Origin of the sequence: Stieleria mannarensis, assembly GCF_014154935.1 — a bacterium.
GTDB lineage: Bacteria > Planctomycetota > Planctomycetia > Pirellulales > Pirellulaceae > Stieleria > Stieleria mannarensis.
On sequence record NZ_JACEHH010000020.1, the window covers coordinates 44,719 to 65,663 of the forward strand.

Genomic DNA, 20,945 nt, shown 5'->3' on the forward strand with positions numbered 1-20,945 from the left:
GATGTGATGTAGCGGAAAACGCGGGGACATTCGGCTGTAACCAGGCGGGAGGGGGGACGTAAAGATTTCGTGAGATCGTGCCCCAGTTTGACGCCCCGCCACGCAATTCTCAAGTAATTTCAGCGCAGTTACCGGTGCAGCAGCGTTCCAGCAGTGGCCAACAGCCAGTCACTACGAAAAGCATCTTAATGTTCGACGCCGCGGTCGGTGTAACCGAGACGTCGTCGGTTTTCAGTGGTGCCCAACGATTGGGCAAAACGATGGGGGCAAAACGATCACAGCCTGAGATTGTTTTGCCCCCATTTTTTTTCCGTCGAGGATCAGCCGACGGTCATGCAATCGGACACATGAGGCTTATAGGTCCCCTGTGTCCTATTGGTCCTATCGATCACGTGCAGGACGGGGCTAGGCAAAAATTTCAGTCACGACACGACTCGGCTCGACACCCGTCAAGCGTTGTTCGAGACCTTGGAACGGGAAGGTGAGTCGTTCGTGATTGATGCCCAGCAGATGCAGCATCGTTGCATGCAGATCGCGAACGTGCACCGGATCTTTGACAACGTTGTAGCTGAACTCGTCCGTTACTCCGTGGCGAATTCCTCCTTGAATCCCGCCACCGGCCAGGAGCGCCGTAAAACAGCGGGGATGATGATCACGACCGTAGACGTCCGCCCGAGCTTGCAACGGATGGTAAGCCTCGCCCAGCGAATCCGGGGTTTCCATCGCTTTGATGAAGTGTTGATGAGCGGACTGCGGATTTCCATTTTCCAAATCGGCCTTGCCCGCCAGCAATCGGGCTTGGGTGTACTGCCGCAGAACGGCTCCCTCACCGCCTTCCCAGGGATGGAAACGACGCGATAGCAGTAGCTCCAACGTTTCTTGGGCACGCCCGGTCACGTTGTCCAATGCGGCCAGCTCGACCGTTGCGTCATCACGCTGCAGGACCAGTTCGCGATGGGAGAGAAGAAAACTGAGCCGTTCCGCGATCGGCACGTTGCGTTTTTTGGACAGCTGATCGAACTCGCTGACCAGTCGCGCATCTTGCGGGGCCAGACGCATCGCTTGTTCATAGTACGCCGCAGCTTGCTCGCCGTCGCGAAAGTGATTCCAAACGGCGATGCCAAGGTTTCGGTAGACCTGAGGAATATCGGCGTCGTGTTGTGCCGCCACCTGCCAGACATCGATCGCATCTTGGTGACGGCACTTGTCAAACAACAAGTTACCCAGCGCATAGGCGGCCAGCGGATCTCGGCCAGGCTGGCCGATCGCCCAGCGGAGTGTCGCCATCTCTTCCAAACGCGACGGAAAACAGTGGTCCGCCGATTGCCCGCGGGCTCGCTTTAGCACCTCGTCGGCGTCCGCGGCTTTCGTGCGTTGTTTCAGCCACGCCAACACGTAATGCGTCATCGCGGTCCGCTGCAGCGGATTGGGGACCGCAACCGGAATGACCTCGTTGGCGTGGTGCAACTCGATCAGCTCGACGGCGTGCTGATCGAACCCCGCTTCGATGTAGTCGAATGCCAAATCTAGAATCGTTTGAGCGTCATTGCGCGTCTTGGCGAGGAACTGTTGGACTTCAGTCGCATCAGAATCTTCTGCGAGCACACACCGTAAATGGGAGGCCCAATGGTCCAGCGGATCCGACGCCAGGACCTGATCGACTTGCTTTCGCAGTTCAGCGGGATCCGACCTAATCGCTTGCTCCCGTGCAAGGTTCGCCTGGGCCAGGACGAGCAACAAGCTGGCCTTGTTGTGTTGTCGGTTCGTGTCCAGAGACGCGTTTAGGTGATCACATGCAGTGGCCCAGTCGGCCTGACAACAATCCAGCGTGGCGAGCTGATAGTAAGCCGCCGACCGCCATTCGTAGTTCCAGGTCGCTTTGTAGAAAGCCGCGTAAGCGTCAGGTAGATTCCCCAAGCCCCGTAGGGTGAGGCCGAGGTAATAGTGCGCCTCGCCCGTCTCGGGATTTGGGTGCCGACTGGTCAGGCGATCCACGGCCGACCGCAAGTGCTCCTGTGCCGGTTCGTACTGCCCCCGTTTCACGCATCGTTTGCCGAGTGCCAGGTGGCATCGATAATCACCGGGGTCCCGTCGCAGTCCTTCTTGCCAGTACGGTTCGGGCGCCCGCGTGGGGTGACGGTACTGTTCCAGGTGGCTGCCGATATGAAACAGCTCGTCCACCGACGAAACCTGTTCGGAAGCGGGTGGCTCGGTTGCGACCTGACGATTGCGGTTGGTAACAGGCTGAGGGTCCAGTGGCCGGTAGGCGAGCACCAACTTGCCCTGCGTCGAACGCAACTCGGCCGAGAGACTGCTGGTTTGTTCTCCCTCGAACGGAAGCTCTGAATTCTTCCATGACTGTCCCGGCTGAAGTTTCAGGTGCGTTTGCAGCAGCACGCGATCGCCGTCGCAAACGGTGAATTGCCCTTCAAACACGCTGCTAACGCATAGCCCCAATTCGATCCTGCGATCCGAGCGAACGCTGAACGCCAATGCCGCGTCGCAATTCGCCTGCTGGACCGGCCCGATGTCCTGGATCGGCCACCAGAATTGAGAGAAGGTCTTCGTTTCGTACGGCAGCAAATAGGAGAAGTCAGGCTGGTTATCCGTATAAACGCCGGCCATCAACTCGACATAGGGGCCGCCTTCATCGGTCAACTCGCGGTCCCAAGTCCAGCCAAACCGTTCGTTCCCCCACGTCCACTGCTTCTTTCCGGGTGCGATGTGTCGGTTCGCGACGTGAACGAACCCGCCGCCGGCAGAATGATCGTAGCCGCCGAAGAAATCCCGACCGGTTTCGCAGACCATGTAGCTGGTGGGTACCAGAATGTTCTTGTACCAGCTCAGATCATTGGCACCGGGACGATTCTGATAGTCGATTCCATAGTAATCATTGTTGGCCACCGGAAACGACGACATCGCCCGCACCGCATGGTCCGCGACATAGTGCACGTCGGGCGGAAAGAAGGATTGATACTGATCGTGCACCTTGGCCGCCACATTCGCCCACCACAGGAACGTGTGCGTCAACGGGGTTCGGTTATACAACCGAACTCTTAATTCAATCAGCGACGATTCCGGACGCAATCGAACACCGTGCATGCCTTTGAGCCGATTGATCGGATCGTGCTCGCTCATCCATACCGTCCGGGCACCGTCGGGGTCTTCCTCGATGTGGACGTCCGTCGGCATAAACGTGCCGGGGCGGTGGTGCTGCGGCCAGTTGAATTCAACACCTCCGGAAATCCATGGTCCGGCCAACCCGACCAACGCCGGCTTGATGACGTCCTGGCGGTAGAAGAAGTCATAGTCATGGTTGGTTTTGTCCTGCCCCAACCAAATGCGACCGCCGATTTCCGGCAACATGACCAGCCGAACGAAGTCGTTCTCCAACAATGCGGACTGATAGGTCACCGGCACCGGATCATCATAGACTTTGTCAACGAAAGGCACCGGATACACCTTACCGCTGCTTCCTTGGTAAACCCGCTTCTCAAAGAACAGGGGGGTCTTCTCGGGCGATCCGACCGGATAGGTCGGAATCACTTGCGGCTGGAGGCGTGCTTGAATCATGTCGACTGAATTGGGTTGCGAAGTCACGGAACAAAGCCGGGCATCAAACAGAAAGTGGAAATGATTCGGATTACCGGAACACCGCGAACATCGCAGCGACCGACGCCATCACAAGCACGGCGCAGCCAATCACGATTGGTTCTGTTCTGCGTGCGACATCTTCTCGAACGGGCAGCTCACGCGGTGCGGCATTCGGCCGCAGCAGCGTCATGATGGCCATCACAGCCATGATGATGCCGAAACAGGCAAGCACTTGAGTCAGGAAATGCATCTCGAGCACCCGCTGCGAAAGCACCCCCGCGAACAAGCCTTCTTTGTTCAGCGTTTGAAAGCTGGCGTACAGCAACGGACCCAACAGCAGCGCGACCGAACCGGCCGCCGCGGGGGCTTTGGGCAACCAGAACGCGCCTAAAAACGCGGCCACCACGCCCGGCCAGATGAATCCCTGGAATTGCTGGATGAAGGTAAAGACTCCGTCGGTCAGCAACGGAGCGGTAAGGCAGCCAATAGCCACAAACGTGACGGTCAGAAGACGCCCCAGACGCACCACCGAGGTTTCCGATGCCTGCGGGCGAAGCAGCCGCTGGTAGATGTCGATCGAGGCGATCGTCGAGGCGGAATTCAACAGCGACGCAAGTGTGGAGATAATGGCCCCCGCGATCGCGGCGAAAATGAAGCCGCGTAGGCCCGGCCCTACCAAATGCTTGATCAACGTCGGATAGGCGGCGTCGGATTTTTCCGCCAGTTCAGCCGCGTACAAATTCCCCGCCATGATGCCGGGCATCACAATCGCAAACGGGATCAATAGCCATAACGCACCGGCGAAGATCATGCCGAGTTGCCCATCGCGTAGCGTCTTGGCAGCCAGATTACGCTGGACGATGAATTGGTTGAGACCACAGTAGTAGATCATCACGATCCACATTCCCGTGAATACAGTGTACCACGGCAGTTGGTCATAACCGGGGTGCCCTTTGAACAACAACAACTTCAATTTATCTGCGTTTGCGGCACTGAATTCGCTCCAACCGCCACTCGCCGACAGACCGAGATAGAAAACAATCAAACCGCCAACGAGCAACGCAGTGCCTTGGATCAGGTCCGCATACGCGATCGCTTTGAGCCCGCCGGTTGCGGCGTAGAGCGTCCCGATCGCGCCGATCATCCAGACCCCCGTCGTCATCGGCACCCCCAGCAGCACCTGCAACGCCGTCGCGCCCGTATAGAGCACCGCCGTTAGCAAGACACCGACGTAGGTGGCGACCGTCACGATCGCCATCAGGCTGCGGGCGAGTGTGTTGTAACGGTATTCCAAAAACTCGGGCATCGTATAGATCCCCGCTTGCAGGAACCGAGGCAGCAACGTGATCGCGATCAGAGAGATAAAGACGGAGCCCATCAATTGCCAAGCGGCGACGGCCAATCCCTGTTCGGCAGCGCCGCTGCCCGCCATGCCGACCATTTGCTCGGAAGAAATATTCGCCGCGACGATCGAAATGCCAATGATCGGCCAGGACAGCGAGCGGCCCCCCAGGAAGTAATCCGATTCGTCCTGTGGCGTTCCGCGACGGCGGCTCTTCCACAAACTGACCGCGATGACGATCAGGAAAAATAGCAGAAAAGCGGCGAGGTCCGTTGCGGTCATGGTCTGACAAAAACGAGAGGCGGGAAGAATGCGGACCCGGGTTTTCACCGCACGAAAACGCTCGTCGTGGCGACCGGCGGGCTTACATTAAAGCGTCGTCGACCACGGCTGTCATTTCACTTTTCCATCAAATAACCACAAGTTTCCGTCGCCGGTTTCATCGGCGATGACAACCGACATGGGATCGCGATCGTTCGTCGCCTGACGAGGTGCGACGGATGACCGAGCAGTTTGTGACGGGACTCCATTTGAGTTGATCTCGGTTGGGATCTCGCTGGTGACGCAAACTCGAAACTTTAATTTGCAAACACGGAAAGCTTTTCTTTGTTCCGTTCTTAGAATGATCGGCGGCTATTCGTTGTTGGGACAAGAATCTCGGTGGGACAGCGCCCGTCGGGAACGGGCGTTCCATTCCTGGTTTTTTTTTTGCCCGCTCTCGAGATCTCTTGCGGCCAACCCCGCGGTGTGGGGCTGGCTGCGACTGGCGGTTGTGTGATCGTCGACGGGACAATGATGAACCACTTGTTCTGCTGCCATCGTTCGCATTTTCCCATTCATTAGTGCATGTTCTAGTTGGAGTTCTCATTCTATGCGCGAAAATCTTCAAAACCGCCGTTCGCTTGATGCACCGGCGACGAGACCGCGTCCCGCGTTTACGCTGGTCGAATTGTTGGTGGTGATTGCGATCATCGGCATTCTGGTCGGCTTGCTGTTACCTGCCGTTCAGGCTGCTCGCGAGGCCGCTCGGCGGATGAGTTGCAGCAACAACTTCAAACAGATCGGTTTGGCGTTGCACAATTACCATTCGGCGTACAAAAAGTTGCCGATGCACGGCGGGGGGACGCATCCGACCGTTCCGGCGTGGTCTTGGAGTAACACGACCACGGGTACCAACATGCGATTGAGCATGCTGGTGGGGCTGACACCGTTCATCGAGCAACAGGCACTGTGGGATTCGATTCGCAACCCAAACGATTTCGATGACGATGGCGTCATTGACTTTCCGCCGATGGGCCCCACGCCGGAGAATATTGATTACGCGCCATGGGCGACGGATCTTCCGACATTGCGATGCCCGAGCGATCCGGGGCAAGGTTTGCCCGCACTCGGCCGCACCAATTATGCCGCTTGTCTTGGCGATTCAACGGATTTCATGCGTGACGGTTATCTGAATGTCCGTCAGGATTCGACCGTTTTGCCCTATCAACCGACCAACGGTACGGCGCAACGCGTCCGTGCTGCCCACCGCGGTGTCTTTGAAGTCCGCAAAGAGACGCGATTCAGAGACATCCTGGACGGGCTTTCCAACACGATCGCAATGGGTGAAATTGCCACCGATCTGGGTGACAAGGACTCGCGAACCAGCTTGACTGCCGGTGGAACCTACAGCACCAACAACAACCACTGGACCATCGTCGTCACACCGACCTGGTGTGTCCAGCACCTTGATCCGGATCGTCCGCGATTCTGGAATCCGGCGGCCCCGATTGTCGGTGCAACCTCGGGACGTGGCTTCCGATGGGCGAGCTTCAACCCCACCTTCACCATGGTGCATACCGTTCGACCACCCAATTCGGAAATCTGTTCTGCCGGTGCGGTCAATCGCAACAACCTGATGTCGGTCTCCAGTCGCCACCAGGGAGGAGCCCATGTCTTGATGGGTGACGGCGCAGTCATCTTCATGACGGACTCGATCGAATCTGGCGATCAAAACAATCGCATGGTGTATCAATGGGGCGATGGCAGTTTTAACAACGCTCCGGGATCGGCGAGCCCCTATGGACTCTGGGGTGCACTCGGCACGAAAGCCGGCAGGGAAGTCATTCAGGAACAGCTCAATCAGTGATTTCCACTGGAACAAAGCCCTCGCAGGAAGGTTCGAAATCCTGCTTTTTGGAATCGCCGCGATCATCCTAGCGCGGTGACCCTCGTTCGTTCTCTTTTTCCTGATTCTGAAGTTCTATGTCGAAACGAGTCTCCTGTGGCATCACCCTGCTTTCCCTGGTGCTTTTCATCGGTGGATGTGGTGGTCCCGAAGCTGTCAATGTCAGAGAGAATGCTGATCAACAGGCAATCGATGACTACAAAAAGCTTGTGGCGGCAGAAGAAGCAGCCAACGCCGGATCCGAAGGAAAGGAAGCTCCCCGGCCTGAGTAACGGCTTGTAGTGCAAGTCGCAGGGCGGGGATGGTTGCTGACGAGATCCGGCACGACCGGAATGGCCGGCATGTCATTCCTCGCTTGCGTTCCCCGGTGCAGCAGCTCCCTTGAGCTGCTTGCGGTACTGGCCGGGTGTGCAGGTTTCGTGACGCCGAAACGCGGTCACCAAATAGCTGTCGTTACTAAAGCCTGTCATTCGTGCGATTTTCGAAAGACTGTAGTTCGTTTCCGTCAGCAGGAGACGCACTTGGTTGATTCGGACCCGTTCGATTTCTTCACGCGGCGATCGCCCCAGCACGGCACGGAATTTCCTCTCCATCGTCACACGTGAAATCGCAAGATGGTTCGCGACCTCGGCAACGGAAATCCCATCAAAGGCCTTTGATCGAATCAGGTGGATGGCCTTGGCCACCTCGGGGTCCTCCACGGCAAGCAGGTCCGTCGATTGCCGCACCATGACGCGAGTCGGTGGAATCAGAATCCGCTGTTCCTCGATGGCCTCCCCGTCCATCAACCGTGACAGCGTTTGGGCTGCTTCAAAACCCATGCGGTACGTGTCGGGTTCGATACTGCTCATCGACGGGTGGGCAAGTTCGCAAATCACTTCATCGTCGTCCACGCCAAGGACCGCGATTTCTTCGGGCGAGACACGTCCGGCAAGCTGAACGGCGCGCAGCACCTGTCGGCCTCGAATGTCGTTGCATGCGAACAGCCCGATCGGACTGGGCAACGCTGAAATCCATTGGATCATTTCTCTTTCCGGATGCTCGCCGTTCGCTTCGCGAGCAATGGTGTCGTTCAATCGAGTTCGGTCGTTTCTCGCACCCGATTCATAGACATGGACCGACACACCCTGAGCATCCGCGAGATCACAAAAACCGGCACAACGCTCGTCAGAGAACGCCAAGCCTTGATAGCCACAGAAAGCCAAATGCCGAAACCCCCGCTCGGAAAAATGTTCAAACGCTTTCTCTGCACAGGCGACCGGGTCGGTGTCAAATGCGACGCCGCCGCTTGGCGTGATCATGCCACGAAGATCCACCACGGGGACGTTCATTTCGGCGAGGGTCTTCTCGATCGTCCGATTTTCAATCCGCGCGATCACACCGTCAAAGGGCTGTCGACGCACTTCGCGTGGGACGTTCTCGCTAAGCCCGCGTTCGAGATGCACGGCTTCCCATTCCGGGTGAGTTCGCAGGTACGAAGCGATGCCCTGCAAACATCCGCGACCATACGCTCGTGACGATTCAACCAACAGCAGGACACGTTTTTCGGATCGCGTTGACGCGATCGATTGCGTTGCCATTCTAGAGGATCGCGGGGGCTGTTTCGTTGAACGATTCATTTACAGTCCTTCGGCTGCCGGCGGGTCACGTATGAAAATGAGGGATCGCCGTTGTGTCCACAAAAGAGATCCACATGCCACTGCAGTGTGTTGACTCCAAGCTGGGCAGCGTCACTTTGCATAAGAAACATCGTGATTCGCCGTTCAATCGAAGCTACCTTCTCCAGAAGGTGGATCCCAGGGGGGGGCCACGCTCTGTTGAGCGTAGCTACATCGAAGTGCCGCTGTCCAGCTAGGTGAAACCGGTTGTCAACCCGACGTTGCAAGATTTAACGATTTGAATGGGGGGCAGTCTGTATTCGCAATGTACGCCCATCACGGTCCAATGTTGTTGTTACAGTCGTGCGTTTTCCGCCCTCGTGTACGGTGATTTTGTAGTCCCCCAGAAAGCCCCGGACTTGGCATGTCCCGCTCGCGTCGGTCGATAGATCAGTATTCGTCCACCACCAATTGGCAACGAGATCAACGAACACCTCGCCGCCGAGACGTCAATGCCGGTCCACCGTAGGGCACCCAGACCGACTGGTCGGAATCCACTTTGCCGGAATCCCACAGCGTCTGTTGAGAGTTCTCGCCCTCGCCATCAAGAACAGCAATGCGGTAAGCCGTTTGCGACTGCACTCCCTCGACCACCGGAAGCTTCCACGAAAACACCGGTGTGGGATCATAGAATCCGACCGGATCGGTAAAGCGCTCTCCGACCGTCAGCGAATGTGGACGCGGCGGAGCTGCATCTCCAGACGTTGAGCCCAAAAAGAACAGGCACACCGCTGGCAGGATGGCCAGACCAGAGATTCTGTGCATCACGATCACCTACCTTTCCATCGGGAGTCGGTCCCAAACAATTTCGCTGACTTTCAACATCGAAGGAGATCCATCGACCACATCGGCAGCCTTCGTCTCGATGAAGGCCGCGGGTTCTTCTTGGTGATAGATCGAGAGCGTTTGATTTTGGTTCCATTGTGACAAATCGACCACGGCATCTCCAAACGCGGACATTCGGTTTGGAAATTGGAGGGCGTGCCAGTCCCACGATGTCCTCCCAAGGTCTGGAATGCCTTTCGCAAGGAACAACTCTCCTTCGTCGCTGTATGCCAATACCAGTTCTCGATCCTGTGTCCCCAGCAGCTTGGGGCGACGCCCCACAAAGGGAAGCGCTTCGTGGCTCCATTTTCCCGAGCGATCACGCCAATAGTGAAAGTAGCGGTTTTCGCAGGTCCCACCATCCAGTTGATGACGTAGCACAATGTGGATGCTGCCGTCAGGGTACGCGTAGTGCGTGTTTTGATTCGACAGGCCATAATCGGTCGGAATGCGTGCAACAACCAAGCCGGGCGAGTTAAGGTGCATGAAGTCTTGCCCGGTTCGCCCGATCACTGCTCCTTCGGAATTGTGCCAGGTCCGACCAAAATCATCGCTGTAGGCGTAGCAGAGATCATGCTGGTTGCGAGCGTCAGTCCTTTCAAAACGATCGCGCCATACCCAGCTCACATGCAGTCGCTGACCAGCAAAACTGAGGGCGTTTATGTAGGGGCATCGCGACAGACTTTTTTGTCCACCGCGTTCAAACGTTCCGATCTCTCGCGCGATGAATTTCCCGAGTCCCGGCGTCCAATCGTGGTTTTGCCCGTCGTACTCCTCGATCATCCCGTCACCATCGGCCGAGGTGACCGAGCGGTAATAGAACATCAAATTTCCGTTGGGCGCCGAGAAGAACCGCGGGTAGGTGACTCGCTCGTGCGTCGCGACGGAACCGAGCGAATGCATGACGGGACCGAACAAACTCGCGTCCCACGAGACGGCTTCGGGGCGATGCGCGACACCCAGCTGCGAAACGCGATAGTTCAGCGGCGTGGCGTGATGATCGAACGCCAGGTGGATCGTCCCATCGGCAGCGCAGATTCCAATGACCGCGGTGTTGTGTGAGTCGTTTGATTCAAAGCGGTGATCCGTAAAACGAATTGCATCCCATGATCCGCTCGGTAATTTTCGCCGACCGAGACAAATCTGGCGATTGGCATCCACGTAAGCCGCGTACTGATAGCCTCGGTAAGAGAGCAAGGCGTCTTGCTGGTGCGTTCGACCATTGACCGTGTTTCCGAACTTCGTCGCCGGCCCGAATGCAAAGGTCAACGCGGCCTTGTCGACCACGGATGAACGTACCAGCTCGGATGGACGATGTTGAAAGTTCGCTTGTGGCGTCCGTGTTTTTGAAATCGGGATCACCTGTCCGACGTTCAGTCGCACATCACTGCTAAGCCCCGAGAATTCCAGTGGTGAATCGTTGGGCGGTGGACCAATGGTCCATGTTTTACGCTCTTCCGGTCGAAGACCCGCATCGTATGCGAGCCGATTGTGCCAGGTGTTGGTCACAGCGATTAACAATGTATTCTCGCCCGGCTTGACGTGGTCGGTGACATCAATCCGGTACGGGGCCGACCAAAGTGTGCCGACATCCATTCCATTGACCTGGATCGCCGCGAGGTTGCCGACGCGCCCCAGGTCGAGTTGCAGCCGCTGGCCGGCACGCTTCACGTCCAGCGTAAACGTGGTCCGGTAGGTCGCGGTGCCTGAGAAATGGCGGACCGTGACGTCGTCCATTTCCGACCATGGCTGCGATCCCTGCAAAGAAATCTGCTTGGGAGTCTCCCAACCATCGGGAAAGCGTAGCTCCCACCTGCCGTCCAAAGAAATGCTGTCCGCATCGCCAACGCTCACCGATTCCGTTGATCCGTCGGTTCGGTCGATTTGATAGGTTCCATTTTGATAGGCGATCAGAGACTCAGCCGTGCAGTCGAATTCGATCGTTGGCGGCTGTGGCGGAACCCAGGGTTGAGTGATTCCATAGCGATCGATTCCAAACGCAGGGTATCGGGGCGTGTTGTCGACTCGCGCCGTATCCGTTGCATCCAGCAGGGCTTCCGAGTTTCGCGACACGCGTTCAATCGGTACTCGTGACGATGTCTCGGGGCGAAAGACCACGAAGGTCGAACCGGCTGCGGGAAGACGAATCGGGATCGCGGTCCCCGAATCGGTTCTTTGGTACACCGGGGCGGGTTTTCGGTTGCCATCGATCGGGTTCCAGAACTCGGGTTTGCCGGTCGCACGAAACTCAAGCGTTGCGTCGACCGCTTGCGTTCGGCAACCCGCCAGAAAATAGATATCGACGTCATCGACGCGTCGGTGACACCATCGCTCTGAAAGCGTGCCCCGGACATCGGGTGCAATGCCCAGACGTTGCAGCGATTGCGGAAGTGATTCGCCCCACAACAATCGTCCTTGGCCGATTTTGCGGTCGCCTTCAATCGCAGTTCCATTGCCCCAGAGTTCATCAACGAGACGCTTGAAGTCAGCATTTGCCTCATTGCCGCCGCTAAGCGACGGGTTCATGTCCGGGGCCGGTCCGATCACCGTCGCGCCGGCGTGAAGCAGTTCTTTGACACGCTGCAGCGTTTGCGGCGTCAGTCGGCGACATTGCTCGGGAGCCAGCCACAGCACCCGCCATCGCGTGCCCTCGGGAATGACGAGGTCGCCGTCATCAACGCCAAGTCGACTGAGCAACACATCCTGGTTCACGTAATCAAAGTGGTAGCCTTCGGGAAATGGCGAATCCTGCCTGGGTTTGTGATCGATGTCGTCACCGAGGTACCACAACACATCGGCGACGGGGTGTCCTTGTTCCAGCATGGACTGGCACCGAGCCAGGTAGCCGGTGAAGTGTGGCATGTGGTGCCACCAGGTTTGGCCTCGCAAGAACGGCGTTCCAATCGTGTTGCCAAAGGAGGTTCCCGGCACTCGATCCAGCGGGTTGTGCGTGTAGGTGTGAAAGACGAGGTGCGTGACGCCAGCGGCAAAGGTTCGATCGGCGACGTTCTTCAGCGAAAATGGATGCTCGCGCCAGTTCATCGGCGCCGAGGTGAATGTCTCGGCCGCGACACGCGGTTTCCCATAAATGTGGGCGGCCGAGGTTGTCGGCGCGATCGGTTTGGTTTCCAGCCCACCGACGTGCGGATCGTTGGGTTTCCAAACCTCGCACATCGGAATGTCGGCCGACTTGAAATACTGCAGGATGTCGCCGGGCGAAACGTCGCCCACCGCGGTCTCGAACGAAAGTTCCATGCCACGCTGTTTGCCGAGTTCCGCCATCCGCCCATAGTAGTTTTCGACAATCAGATCGCTGATCGTTGCCCGCCAATCTCGCAAGAACCGTTCGCTGGTCGTGTGATCTTCTACGACCCAACCGGCCAGAGCCGGCAGCCAGGTTCGCAGCGCGTATCCGCGACGTTTCTGAAACTCGTTCTCCATCGCCGGAGTCCACGTCTGCGTGTAGCACTCCCAACTATCGATCAGCATTCCCTGTAGGCGTCCGTTGTCCGCCGCTCCGCCCGGTTTGGATAGCCGGCCGATGTAACCGGCAAAGTGTTGATCGGCTCCATCGGTCGAAAGCTTGTCGCATTCAAATCCGGTCGCTTCCGGTGGTGCCGGTTTGTTTGTCACTCCCGTGTTGACATGCCCGAACCGAACAACGGTCCAATTGCCCTCGGGCGCGTCCCAGTTCAGACGTCCCGCCAAGTTCATCATCGCGGTCACATCCACGACATCCTTCGAGCGGATCCAGGCGGCTGGCGATTGCCGGGGAGGTGCGGTCCGCTCCAGGCTGCGCAGTGCGTAGCCCGCTTGAGCCTGCCAATCGTGGACTCGCGCGGCCGCCGACGGCTTCAGGTGCGAAATCTCCATCGCACGAAAGTTCTGGAATGTCAATCGATAGCGTTTGGCGGTCGCATCGGGCACCGCCAGCACGTAGTGACGCTCCGGTTGGCGGTCTTGCCAGTTGCCTCGCGGGACGCGGTGAGTGATCAGTGGATTCCAAGCTGCGCCCTGCATCACCGAAACGGAGATCGACGAATTCGGATCGAACATCATCCGTTTCATCAAGAATTCGGTCGGCGGCAACTGAATCGATCGCAGCGTGACCGGCTGATCAAAGTAAAAATCGACCCAAGCGGGCGATGACTCTGCCGGGATCTGAATCTTGATATCGTCTCCACGCAGAAGGCCGCTCCAATCCGCATCCGGCAAGCTGCTCGTGATGCTGGAAGGAATCAGCGGTCGCCCGGTGTCTCCGTCCGGCGTCGGAAACGCGAGCACCGCGATGTCGCGATAGTCTCGCCAATCCTGTTCGCTGGGCTGCGGCTTGGCCAGCTTGATCGAGAGCGGTTCGCCCCCGACCACGTCGGTGCGACTGTACACGAGATGCCGCATCGCGTTTTCAGGGGTGATCCATGGCCCGCCCGACATCGCCCAGCCGGGGCAGTTCTGCATCGTGAATTTCAGCCCAAGCCGCTGCGACTGGTCGGCGGCATGACTGATCAGCGAATCCCAGGTTTCACTCAGGGTTTGAATTTGCGGTGTGACGCCCGGCCAAGCACGTCCCCGACCATGAAACAACTGAATGCCGCCAATGCCGGCCGCCGACACGGCCTCCAGGTCTTTTGTCAATGCATTCTGGTTGACATTGCCGCCGATCAAGTGGAACCAGGTTTGAGGCCGTGAATCCTTCCGCGGCGTCGCAAATTCATCCGGCAGGCTGCGCCGGATCGCTGTCTGGTTATCACTCCGTACAACGACGTGATGGGGCCGCTGGGCGACGGCCGGATGACAAATGCCGAACCCGATCAGCAGGATGCCGTACACAACGGATCGGTAGTTCCTGGGGACGGCGACGCTCGAATTCATGTCGAAAGCAATTTTTTTCAATGGAGAGGTTTCTTAGTACGCGTTGGTTAGACCACAGCGATTTCACAAACAACCGGTCCTGGATTGTCGCCGATTTCCATCGTGATCGGGTCGGCTTCTGCGCAAACTGCTCACTGCGTTGGGTGTATTTCGGGTTCGCAAGCAACCTGCCGAACAGATGGAATCCGTAGACGGCGGTCATCCCGTAGTTCAAGTTGGTAAAGTCGATCTTCTTGAAATCACGCACGAGGTATCCACCGACGGCTCGATCCAGCCGCGCCGTCCAGGCGTCGCGGCGTCGCTTGTCAAACGCGTCGCCGTGGTAGTGCAATGCTTCGGCCAGCGCGATGGCGCCGAAGATGGTGGTGTCACGCCACGATTTCGGGTCAATGTGTCGTTTGTCCAGCTTCCGTCGGGGCGGCTGACGTTGTGTTCGGCCCAGTCGTACACTTTCGTCGCGGCGTCGAGATACTTCTGCTGGCCGGTCACATCGGCCAGGTGCAAAAACGGATACGGCGCGTCACTGCAGCGACCGTGAATACGAGGACACGCCGGGCACGCCAACCCGCCGTGTCGCGTGGGGGCATCCGGCGCGTCGATTTGATAAGCAATCATGCCGTCGCACCAATCCACGAGCAGGTTTTTGGTGAGCTGGATGAATTCGCCGGCGTTTTGCTTGGTGTTTTCCGCACCGTCCAATTCTTCGCTCGGCAGCGAAGCGAACAGGCCGCCCAAGGCCACGGAGGAAATGAAATCACGACGCCTGTGCATTGCATGGTCCGTCTTGACAGAAGGTCTGGATGGTGAAGAGAGGATCCGAGGTTGATCCGGATTAAGCACTTATTTGCCCCCTTGCCGCACCTTGCGAGGCACCCAGGTTTCCGGCGCATCAAGCATCAGCGGTTGGTGAAAAACGGTCAGTTCGTCGTTTTGTGATCGAATCCACGCCCTGAGTTCTTCGACAAGATCGGTTCGCAGATCCTTTAGTGACGCATCGTTCGCGAGGTTCTGTTGTTCGTGGGGATCGGCTTGCAGATCGAACAGTTCGTACTCAGGGCGGCCGTGATGACTGGCGACCACATCTGCCGCGCGCGGATCGGTTTTGGCAAGCGATGTCCACTCTTTGAAGTAGTCGCCCGAGGTTTCGCGTAGCAACAAATCAATGTGGGTTGTGAATGCGAACTCGGGATGCGGATTCCAAATCAGCTTGTAACGGTCCGTACGAACGGAACGACTCAGGTAGACGTTCATCATTCGATCGCCGCTGTGCGTCGTGAAGATACGATCGCGATGGGTGTTCGACTCGCCGCGGAGCACCGAGGCAAAAGACCGACCGTCCAGACTGGCGGGGACATTGCCTCCGGCGACGTCGATCAACGTCGGCAAAATGTCGACCCAGCTGACCATCGCATCCGACCGCGTCCCCGCTTTGATCATTCCCGGGCGCGAGACCACCAGGGGGACGTGAATGCCTTCGTCATACAGCGTCCATTTCCCGAACGGAAACTGGGCTCCGTGATCGCTCGAGAAAACGAACAGTTTATCCTTCGCCATGTATTTGTCGGCGAGTTCTCGAAGCTCACCCAAATACGCGTCCAGATCTTTGACTTCCTGCATGTACCTCGAACGCTGGACTCGTGTTCGAGGGGTATCGAGCAACTTGGGGGACAACGTGATGGAACTCGGGTCAAGCGTCGATTGTGAGGGCCAAGGAACATGGGGATCGGAGACGCCGACAAACAACGCCAGTGGTCGCCGGTCGGTGCGGTTTTCCAGGAAGCGTTTCACGTTGACCCGCAGCTGGGGAATGTCCTTGTCCAGGTCGATCGTCTGGAATCCGTAGTCCGCCGCGCTTTTTGAATGGGCCACCTTACCGAACGCAGCCGTTTGGTAACCGAGTTGATTCAGCAGGCGGGGAAGCCGCGGAGTGCCCTGGCGAGGGTAGGTGTGATTTTCTTCCGCACCGTTTCGAGCCGGCATCAACCCGGTCAGCAGTGCGGCGCGGCTGGGGGCGCATGATGGGCTGGCGACAAACGCGCGGTTGAACGTCATGCCTTCGGCAGCCAGGGCGTTGATCGCCGGGGTCTGAAGATCGCTGCCACCGTAGAGCGGCAGGTCACGAGCGGAAAGATCATCCGCCAGATAGACAACGATGTCCGGCAAGCGAGTTTCATTCGCGTGCGCCGGTGCAGCCAAGAGGCCCGTCGTCAGTACCAGATAAGCCAGCAGTCGTTTCATTTGCGTCTTCGTTTTATTGTCAGTTCAGATTGGTTTGTAGGCGATCTCTGTGCCGATCGTTGTCTGCCGAAAGTGGTTTTGTTCTCGGCCCGAGCAACGTCGAATGGCAGTCGTGCGTTGCCAGGCCGACTTGTTCGCAGTTGTGGCTGCACCTCGTTCGGCGAGCGGCCTCTCGGGCAGCCTGGACCGCGGCAGCAGGAGCCCGACCAGAATGCCGATGATCGCGATGCCCCAACAGCTCGAACAGTGTGAACCCGGTACGACGACGTCTCATCGAAGACTTCGGGAAACCGGAAGAAGACGGATGAGGGGTACGCGCCGACATTGGCGGCGTCTAGCGGCAATGTTAAGTCCCCTACCGCCCATTCTAGCCGCCAAAGACTTGTCGTTTTGCGACAGGTTGTGCGGGCCGATGCAAACGTGGGCGTGGCGGCTGCTGCCGTGGTGGAGCGATCGGCTATTCCGGATCCTAGATCTGGACCTGCAACCGGCCGTCTTTCTCGCGCACCGGGAAGGTTCGTTGGAGCGGTTGGCGGTTGATCGTTTGGATTCCGCTGGCCAGCTCGTATTGCCAGCCGTGCCAGGGGCAGGTCACGCAGGTCTTGCCGACATCGGTCTTGGATAGCTCTCCCTTGGCGATCGGGCCGCCTTGATGGGCGCACAAACCGTCAAGGGCGTACAGCGAATCGTCGGCTCGAAAGATCGCGAGGATGTGCTCGCCGACCACCACCTCGATCGCACCGCCGGCAGCGAGCTGGTCGGCGCCGGCGACATCGATCCAGGCGTTTTGGGATTCTGATTCCATGGCTTCGGTGAATTTAGGGGGATCGGACGCGGCTCGCTGGTTCCCACGCACCGGTTGGTTCGACCGATCCTCGCGGCTCGGTTATGGCGGCGGCCGCCGGATCGCCTCCCCAGCTATGTCCGGTCGGTCGCTGCGATACAATACCCCCAATGACTCACCAATGCGATCGCGACATGCCGGTCCCAACGAAACTGGAAAAGACGGAGTTTGAAAGTGAAGCGAATCATCCGCCCTATGGCCACGTCCTGCGTCGTCGCCCTGTCTCTGATGCTCGGCGTCGCAGCCGGGCAAGACAGTGCGGCCGCCGAAACGTCGACCGAAACCAACCAAAATGACGGTGAACAATCACCGAAGGAACTGATGAAAGTCACCGAAATCGAAGGCATTTCAGAATACAAGCTGGAAAACGGCGTCCGCGTGCTGCTCTTTCCCGACGACAGCAAGGAGGTCGTGACGGTCAACATGACCGTCTTCGTCGGATCGCGGCACGAAGGCTACGGCGAGGCCGGGATGGCTCACCTGCTGGAGCACATGCTGTTCAAGGGGACGCCGGCACACCCGGCCATCCCCAAGGACCTGACCGAGCGGGGGGCGAATTTCAACGGCACCACGTGGGTCGATCGCACGAATTACTACGAAACGCTGCCGGCCGGCGAGGACAACCTGCGGTTCGCGCTGGAATTGGAAGCCGACCGGTTGATGAACAGCTTCATCAAGGGCGAAGACCTGGAAAGCGAAATGACGGTGGTTCGAAATGAATTCGAACGCGGAGAAAACTCGCCGTTTCGCGTCTTGATGCAACGCATGCAGTCGGCGGCCTACGATTGGCACAACTACGGGCAATCGACCATCGGTAACCGCAGTGACATCGAACGTGTGCCGGTCGTCAGCCTGCGGCGTTTCTATCGCAAGTACTATCGTCCCGATAACATTCTATTGATCGTGGCGGGGAAATTCGACGAGTCGTCCGCGATCGAAATGATCGGCGACACCTTTGGCGACCTCGTCGCCCCCGACACGCCGATCGATCCGACCTACACGACCGAACCGCCCCAGGATGGTGAACGAACCGTCGTGCTGCGGCGCGTCGGCGACGTGCAATTGGCCGGCGCCACGTACCACGTCCCCTCCGGCAGCCACCCGGACTTTGCCGCCGTCAAAGCACTTTCGATCGTGCTCGGGGACGAACCCAGCGGCAGGCTGTACAAGAATCTGGTCGAAACCGAAATCGCCAGCAACGTCTATGCACTCGCCTACGCCTTTGCCGAACCCGGTTTGTTGATGGCGATCGCCGAGGTCCCCGAAGACCACTCGATCGAAACCGCTCGTGCAGAATTGATCGCGGTGCTGGAGGATTCGTTCGAAGAGAATCCGATCACCGAGCAGGAGGTGGAGCGTGCCAAACAACAAATCCTCAAGCAACGTGAACTGGAAGCCGCCAACACGGACAAGCTGGCCGTCTCGCTGAGCGAATGGGCCGCCCAAGGCGATTGGCGGTTGTACTTTCTGTTCCGCGATGTCGTCGAAGAGCTGAATGCGGAAAAGGTGCGGCAAGCCGCCCAGAAGTACCTGGTTCGCAACAATCGCACCGTCGGGCTGTTCATCCCCAGCGACAATGCCCAACGCGTTGAAATCCCCGAGTCGCCCGACTTGCTGGCCAAGCTGAAAGATTACAAGGGACGCGATACCATTCAGGCCGGCGAACAATTCGATCCGGATCCGATCAAAATCGAGGAACGAACGCTGCGCGGCACGCTGGACAACGGGATCGAGTACGCGCTGTTGCCCAAGCAGACACGCGGCGGATCGGTCGCGCTGTATTTGACGCTTCGTTTCGGCACGGCGGAAACGATGATCGATCGCCTTGGGGCGGTCGAATTGCTGGGTATCCTGATGGCCCGCGGCACCGAGTCGCTGGACTACCAGGCGTTGCAGGATGAATTGACACGGTTGCGGGCCGAAATGCAGCTCTACAGCACGCCCGGTTTGCTACAGCTGTCGCTGAAGACCAAACGCGAATATTTGGGCGACGTGATCGCGTTGGTCGGCGACGTGCTTCGGCACCCGCGTCTGAGCGGCGACGAATTAGAGGTCATTAAACGACAAGTGGTCACCGGGCTGCAACAGAGCGCCAGCGAACCGACCGCGCTGGCCGCTCGTGCGGTCAAGCGTGAGCTTTCGCCCTATGGGAAAGATGACATTCGATACGTCCAGACTCTGGACGAAGAAATCGAGATGTACCAGTCGGTCACGATCGACGAGGTCAAATCACTGTACGCCGAACTCGTCGGTGGAAACATCGGCGAGCTGTCGATCGTGGGCGATTTTGACGCCGATGAAATGAAGTCGCAGATCGAAGGGATTCTCAGCGGCTGGGAATCGGACGTGCCCTATGTTCGCGTCGATCGCCCGGCAAACTCCGACGCGGACGGATCGCTGGCAACGATCAATACCCCGGACAAGGCCAACGCGTTTTTCTATTCCTCGCTGCAGATGGACTTGGCCGATACCGACCCGGGCTACGCGCCGCTGGTGCTGGGGAACTTCATCCTCGGCGGCGGAGGGCTGAGCAGTCGATTGGCCGACCGAGTCCGCCAGCAAGAAGGGCTGTCGTACACCGTGCGAAGCGGATTGAGCGCCCGGGCGAAAGACGATCGCGTGGATCTGACGATCTATGCGATCACGAACCCGGAGAACAAGGACCGTTTGATGGAAGCGATGCGCGAAGAAATCGTGCGGCTCAGGGACGGCGGCGTGACCGAGGACGAATTGGCCAAGGCAAAATCCGCTTACCTGCAAGCCGAACGCGTCCGGCGCGCCAACGACGGCTCGTTGGCGAGCGAATTGATCCAGACCATGTTTTTGGATCGCACGATGCAAGCGGCCGCCGAGCACGACCGGCGGATCGAATCGGCCAGCGTTGAAAGCGTCAATGAGGCGATTCGGCGCTACATCGACTGGGAGAAATTGATCAAGGCCGTCGCCGGCGATTTCGAATCCGAAGCCACCGAGCAGTGATCGCCGTAGCGGAACTCGCCAAGAGTTTCGCACCGGCGCGGCGACGCCGCACGGGGGCCGAAAGCCTCCGCGGCTTCCGCTACCACCGAATCGGAGCGAAAGCCTTGGCGGCTTGTTGACCGAATCAGCCGTACGGCGCTAGCCGCGGTTCTCGCCACCACTCAACCGGGGCTAGCGCCCAACGGCTAATCGATAGATTGTTCATTGCGATTCACTCGGCAGGCCGTTGGCGGCTGCCGCGACCATTTGAGCATCGGCGCATAAAAAAAGGCCGCCCTCTTCCATGAGGGGCGGCCCAGTTTTTGTCATTTAGCCGACCGGTCCGGCACGTCCATGGCCGAGGTCCGGGCAACCGATTATCAATGACAAAGTTGGAAGTTACGTTCCCTGTTGCAAGTCCGGGGTTTGACTTGCCGGCGGTTCCTA

The 20,945-nt window shown here is 58.3% G+C and carries 9 protein-coding genes and 5 pseudogenes; 3 read left to right on the plus strand and 11 right to left on the minus strand.

Going from position 1 to position 20,945, the window contains the following annotated elements:
• Positions 1 to 405 precede the first annotated feature (405 nt).
• The 3 genes and pseudogenes from H1B37_RS33840 to H1B37_RS14915 all read right to left on the minus strand — a co-directional run.
• Positions 406 to 669, minus strand: a pseudogene (locus tag H1B37_RS33840) (DUF1501 domain-containing protein); the annotation flags it as partial.
• A gap of 378 nt (positions 670 to 1,047) precedes the next feature.
• Positions 1,048 to 3,573, minus strand: a pseudogene (locus tag H1B37_RS34770) (DUF5107 domain-containing protein); the annotation flags it as partial.
• Positions 3,574 to 3,643: 70 nt separating this feature from the next.
• A complete protein-coding gene (locus H1B37_RS14915; protein ID WP_182867462.1) occupies positions 3,644 to 5,218 on the minus strand; it encodes an SLC5 family protein in 1,575 nt (524 codons plus the stop codon).
• A 589-nt stretch (positions 5,219 to 5,807) separates the two neighbouring features.
• On the opposite strand from H1B37_RS14915, the gene H1B37_RS14920 reads away from it, so the two are divergent.
• Together H1B37_RS14920 and H1B37_RS14925 are read left to right on the plus strand one after the other, a co-directional pair.
• Complete coding sequence (locus H1B37_RS14920) at positions 5,808 to 7,064, plus strand: DUF1559 domain-containing protein (protein ID WP_182867463.1); 1,257 nt, start codon at positions 5,808 to 5,810, stop codon at positions 7,062 to 7,064.
• 116 nt (positions 7,065 to 7,180) lie between these two features.
• The gene (locus H1B37_RS14925; protein WP_182867538.1) at positions 7,181 to 7,375 is read left to right on the plus strand and encodes a hypothetical protein; all 195 of its coding nucleotides are present in this window, start codon (positions 7,181 to 7,183) and stop codon (positions 7,373 to 7,375) included.
• A gap of 72 nt (positions 7,376 to 7,447) precedes the next feature.
• On the opposite strand, the gene H1B37_RS14930 is transcribed toward H1B37_RS14925, so the two are convergent.
• The 8 genes and pseudogenes from H1B37_RS14930 to H1B37_RS14960 all read right to left on the minus strand — a co-directional run bounded on the left by H1B37_RS14930 (position 7,448) and on the right by H1B37_RS14960 (position 17,501).
• A complete protein-coding gene (locus tag H1B37_RS14930) occupies positions 7,448 to 8,683 on the minus strand; it encodes an AraC family transcriptional regulator (protein ID WP_182867464.1) in 1,236 nt (411 codons plus the stop codon).
• 501 nt (positions 8,684 to 9,184) lie between these two features.
• Positions 9,185 to 9,526: a glycoside hydrolase family 78 protein gene (locus H1B37_RS14935; RefSeq protein ID WP_182867465.1), complete on the minus strand. Its 342-nt coding sequence runs from the start codon at positions 9,524 to 9,526 to the stop codon at positions 9,185 to 9,187.
• 9 nt (positions 9,527 to 9,535) lie between these two features.
• The gene (locus H1B37_RS14940) at positions 9,536 to 14,458 is read right to left on the minus strand and encodes a glycosyl hydrolase (RefSeq protein ID WP_182867466.1); all 4,923 of its coding nucleotides are present in this window, start codon (positions 14,456 to 14,458) and stop codon (positions 9,536 to 9,538) included.
• A gap of 166 nt (positions 14,459 to 14,624) precedes the next feature.
• Positions 14,625 to 14,789, minus strand: a pseudogene (locus H1B37_RS34805) (ulvan lysase-like protein); the annotation flags it as partial.
• A gap of 116 nt (positions 14,790 to 14,905) precedes the next feature.
• Positions 14,906 to 15,229 (minus strand): annotated as a pseudogene (locus tag H1B37_RS34810) (ulvan lysase-like protein); the annotation flags it as partial.
• 69 nt (positions 15,230 to 15,298) lie between these two features.
• A complete protein-coding gene (locus H1B37_RS14950; protein WP_182867467.1) occupies positions 15,299 to 16,696 on the minus strand; it encodes a sulfatase family protein in 1,398 nt (465 codons plus the stop codon).
• A gap of 100 nt (positions 16,697 to 16,796) precedes the next feature.
• A pseudogene (locus tag H1B37_RS14955) lies at positions 16,797 to 16,970 on the minus strand (type II secretion system protein); the annotation flags it as partial.
• A 195-nt stretch (positions 16,971 to 17,165) separates the two neighbouring features.
• A complete protein-coding gene (locus tag H1B37_RS14960) occupies positions 17,166 to 17,501 on the minus strand; it encodes a Rieske (2Fe-2S) protein (RefSeq protein ID WP_182867468.1) in 336 nt (111 codons plus the stop codon).
• Positions 17,502 to 17,735: 234 nt separating this feature from the next.
• Between H1B37_RS14960 and H1B37_RS14965 the strand changes: the two genes are divergently transcribed.
• Positions 17,736 to 20,519: a M16 family metallopeptidase gene (locus tag H1B37_RS14965; protein ID WP_182867469.1), complete on the plus strand. Its 2,784-nt coding sequence runs from the start codon at positions 17,736 to 17,738 to the stop codon at positions 20,517 to 20,519.
• Positions 20,520 to 20,945 lie beyond the last annotated feature (426 nt).

Coding starts and splice junctions, on each gene's coding strand:
- H1B37_RS14915 (WP_182867462.1), bottom strand. CDS start 5,218: ATGACCGCAACGGACCTCGCCGCTTTTCTGCTATTTTTCCTGATCGTC.
- H1B37_RS14920 (WP_182867463.1), top strand. CDS start 5,808: ATGCGCGAAAATCTTCAAAACCGCCGTTCGCTTGATGCACCGGCGACG.
- H1B37_RS14960 (WP_182867468.1), bottom strand. CDS start 17,501: ATGGAATCAGAATCCCAAAACGCCTGGATCGATGTCGCCGGCGCCGAC.
- H1B37_RS14930 (WP_182867464.1), bottom strand. CDS start 8,683: ATGGCAACGCAATCGATCGCGTCAACGCGATCCGAAAAACGTGTCCTG.
- H1B37_RS14935 (WP_182867465.1), bottom strand. CDS start 9,526: ATGCACAGAATCTCTGGTCTGGCCATCCTGCCAGCGGTGTGCCTGTTC.
- H1B37_RS14940 (WP_182867466.1), bottom strand. CDS start 14,458: ATGAATTCGAGCGTCGCCGTCCCCAGGAACTACCGATCCGTTGTGTAC.
- H1B37_RS14925 (WP_182867538.1), top strand. CDS start 7,181: ATGTCGAAACGAGTCTCCTGTGGCATCACCCTGCTTTCCCTGGTGCTT.
- H1B37_RS14950 (WP_182867467.1), bottom strand. CDS start 16,696: ATGAAACGACTGCTGGCTTATCTGGTACTGACGACGGGCCTCTTGGCT.
- H1B37_RS14965 (WP_182867469.1), top strand. CDS start 17,736: ATGGCCACGTCCTGCGTCGTCGCCCTGTCTCTGATGCTCGGCGTCGCA.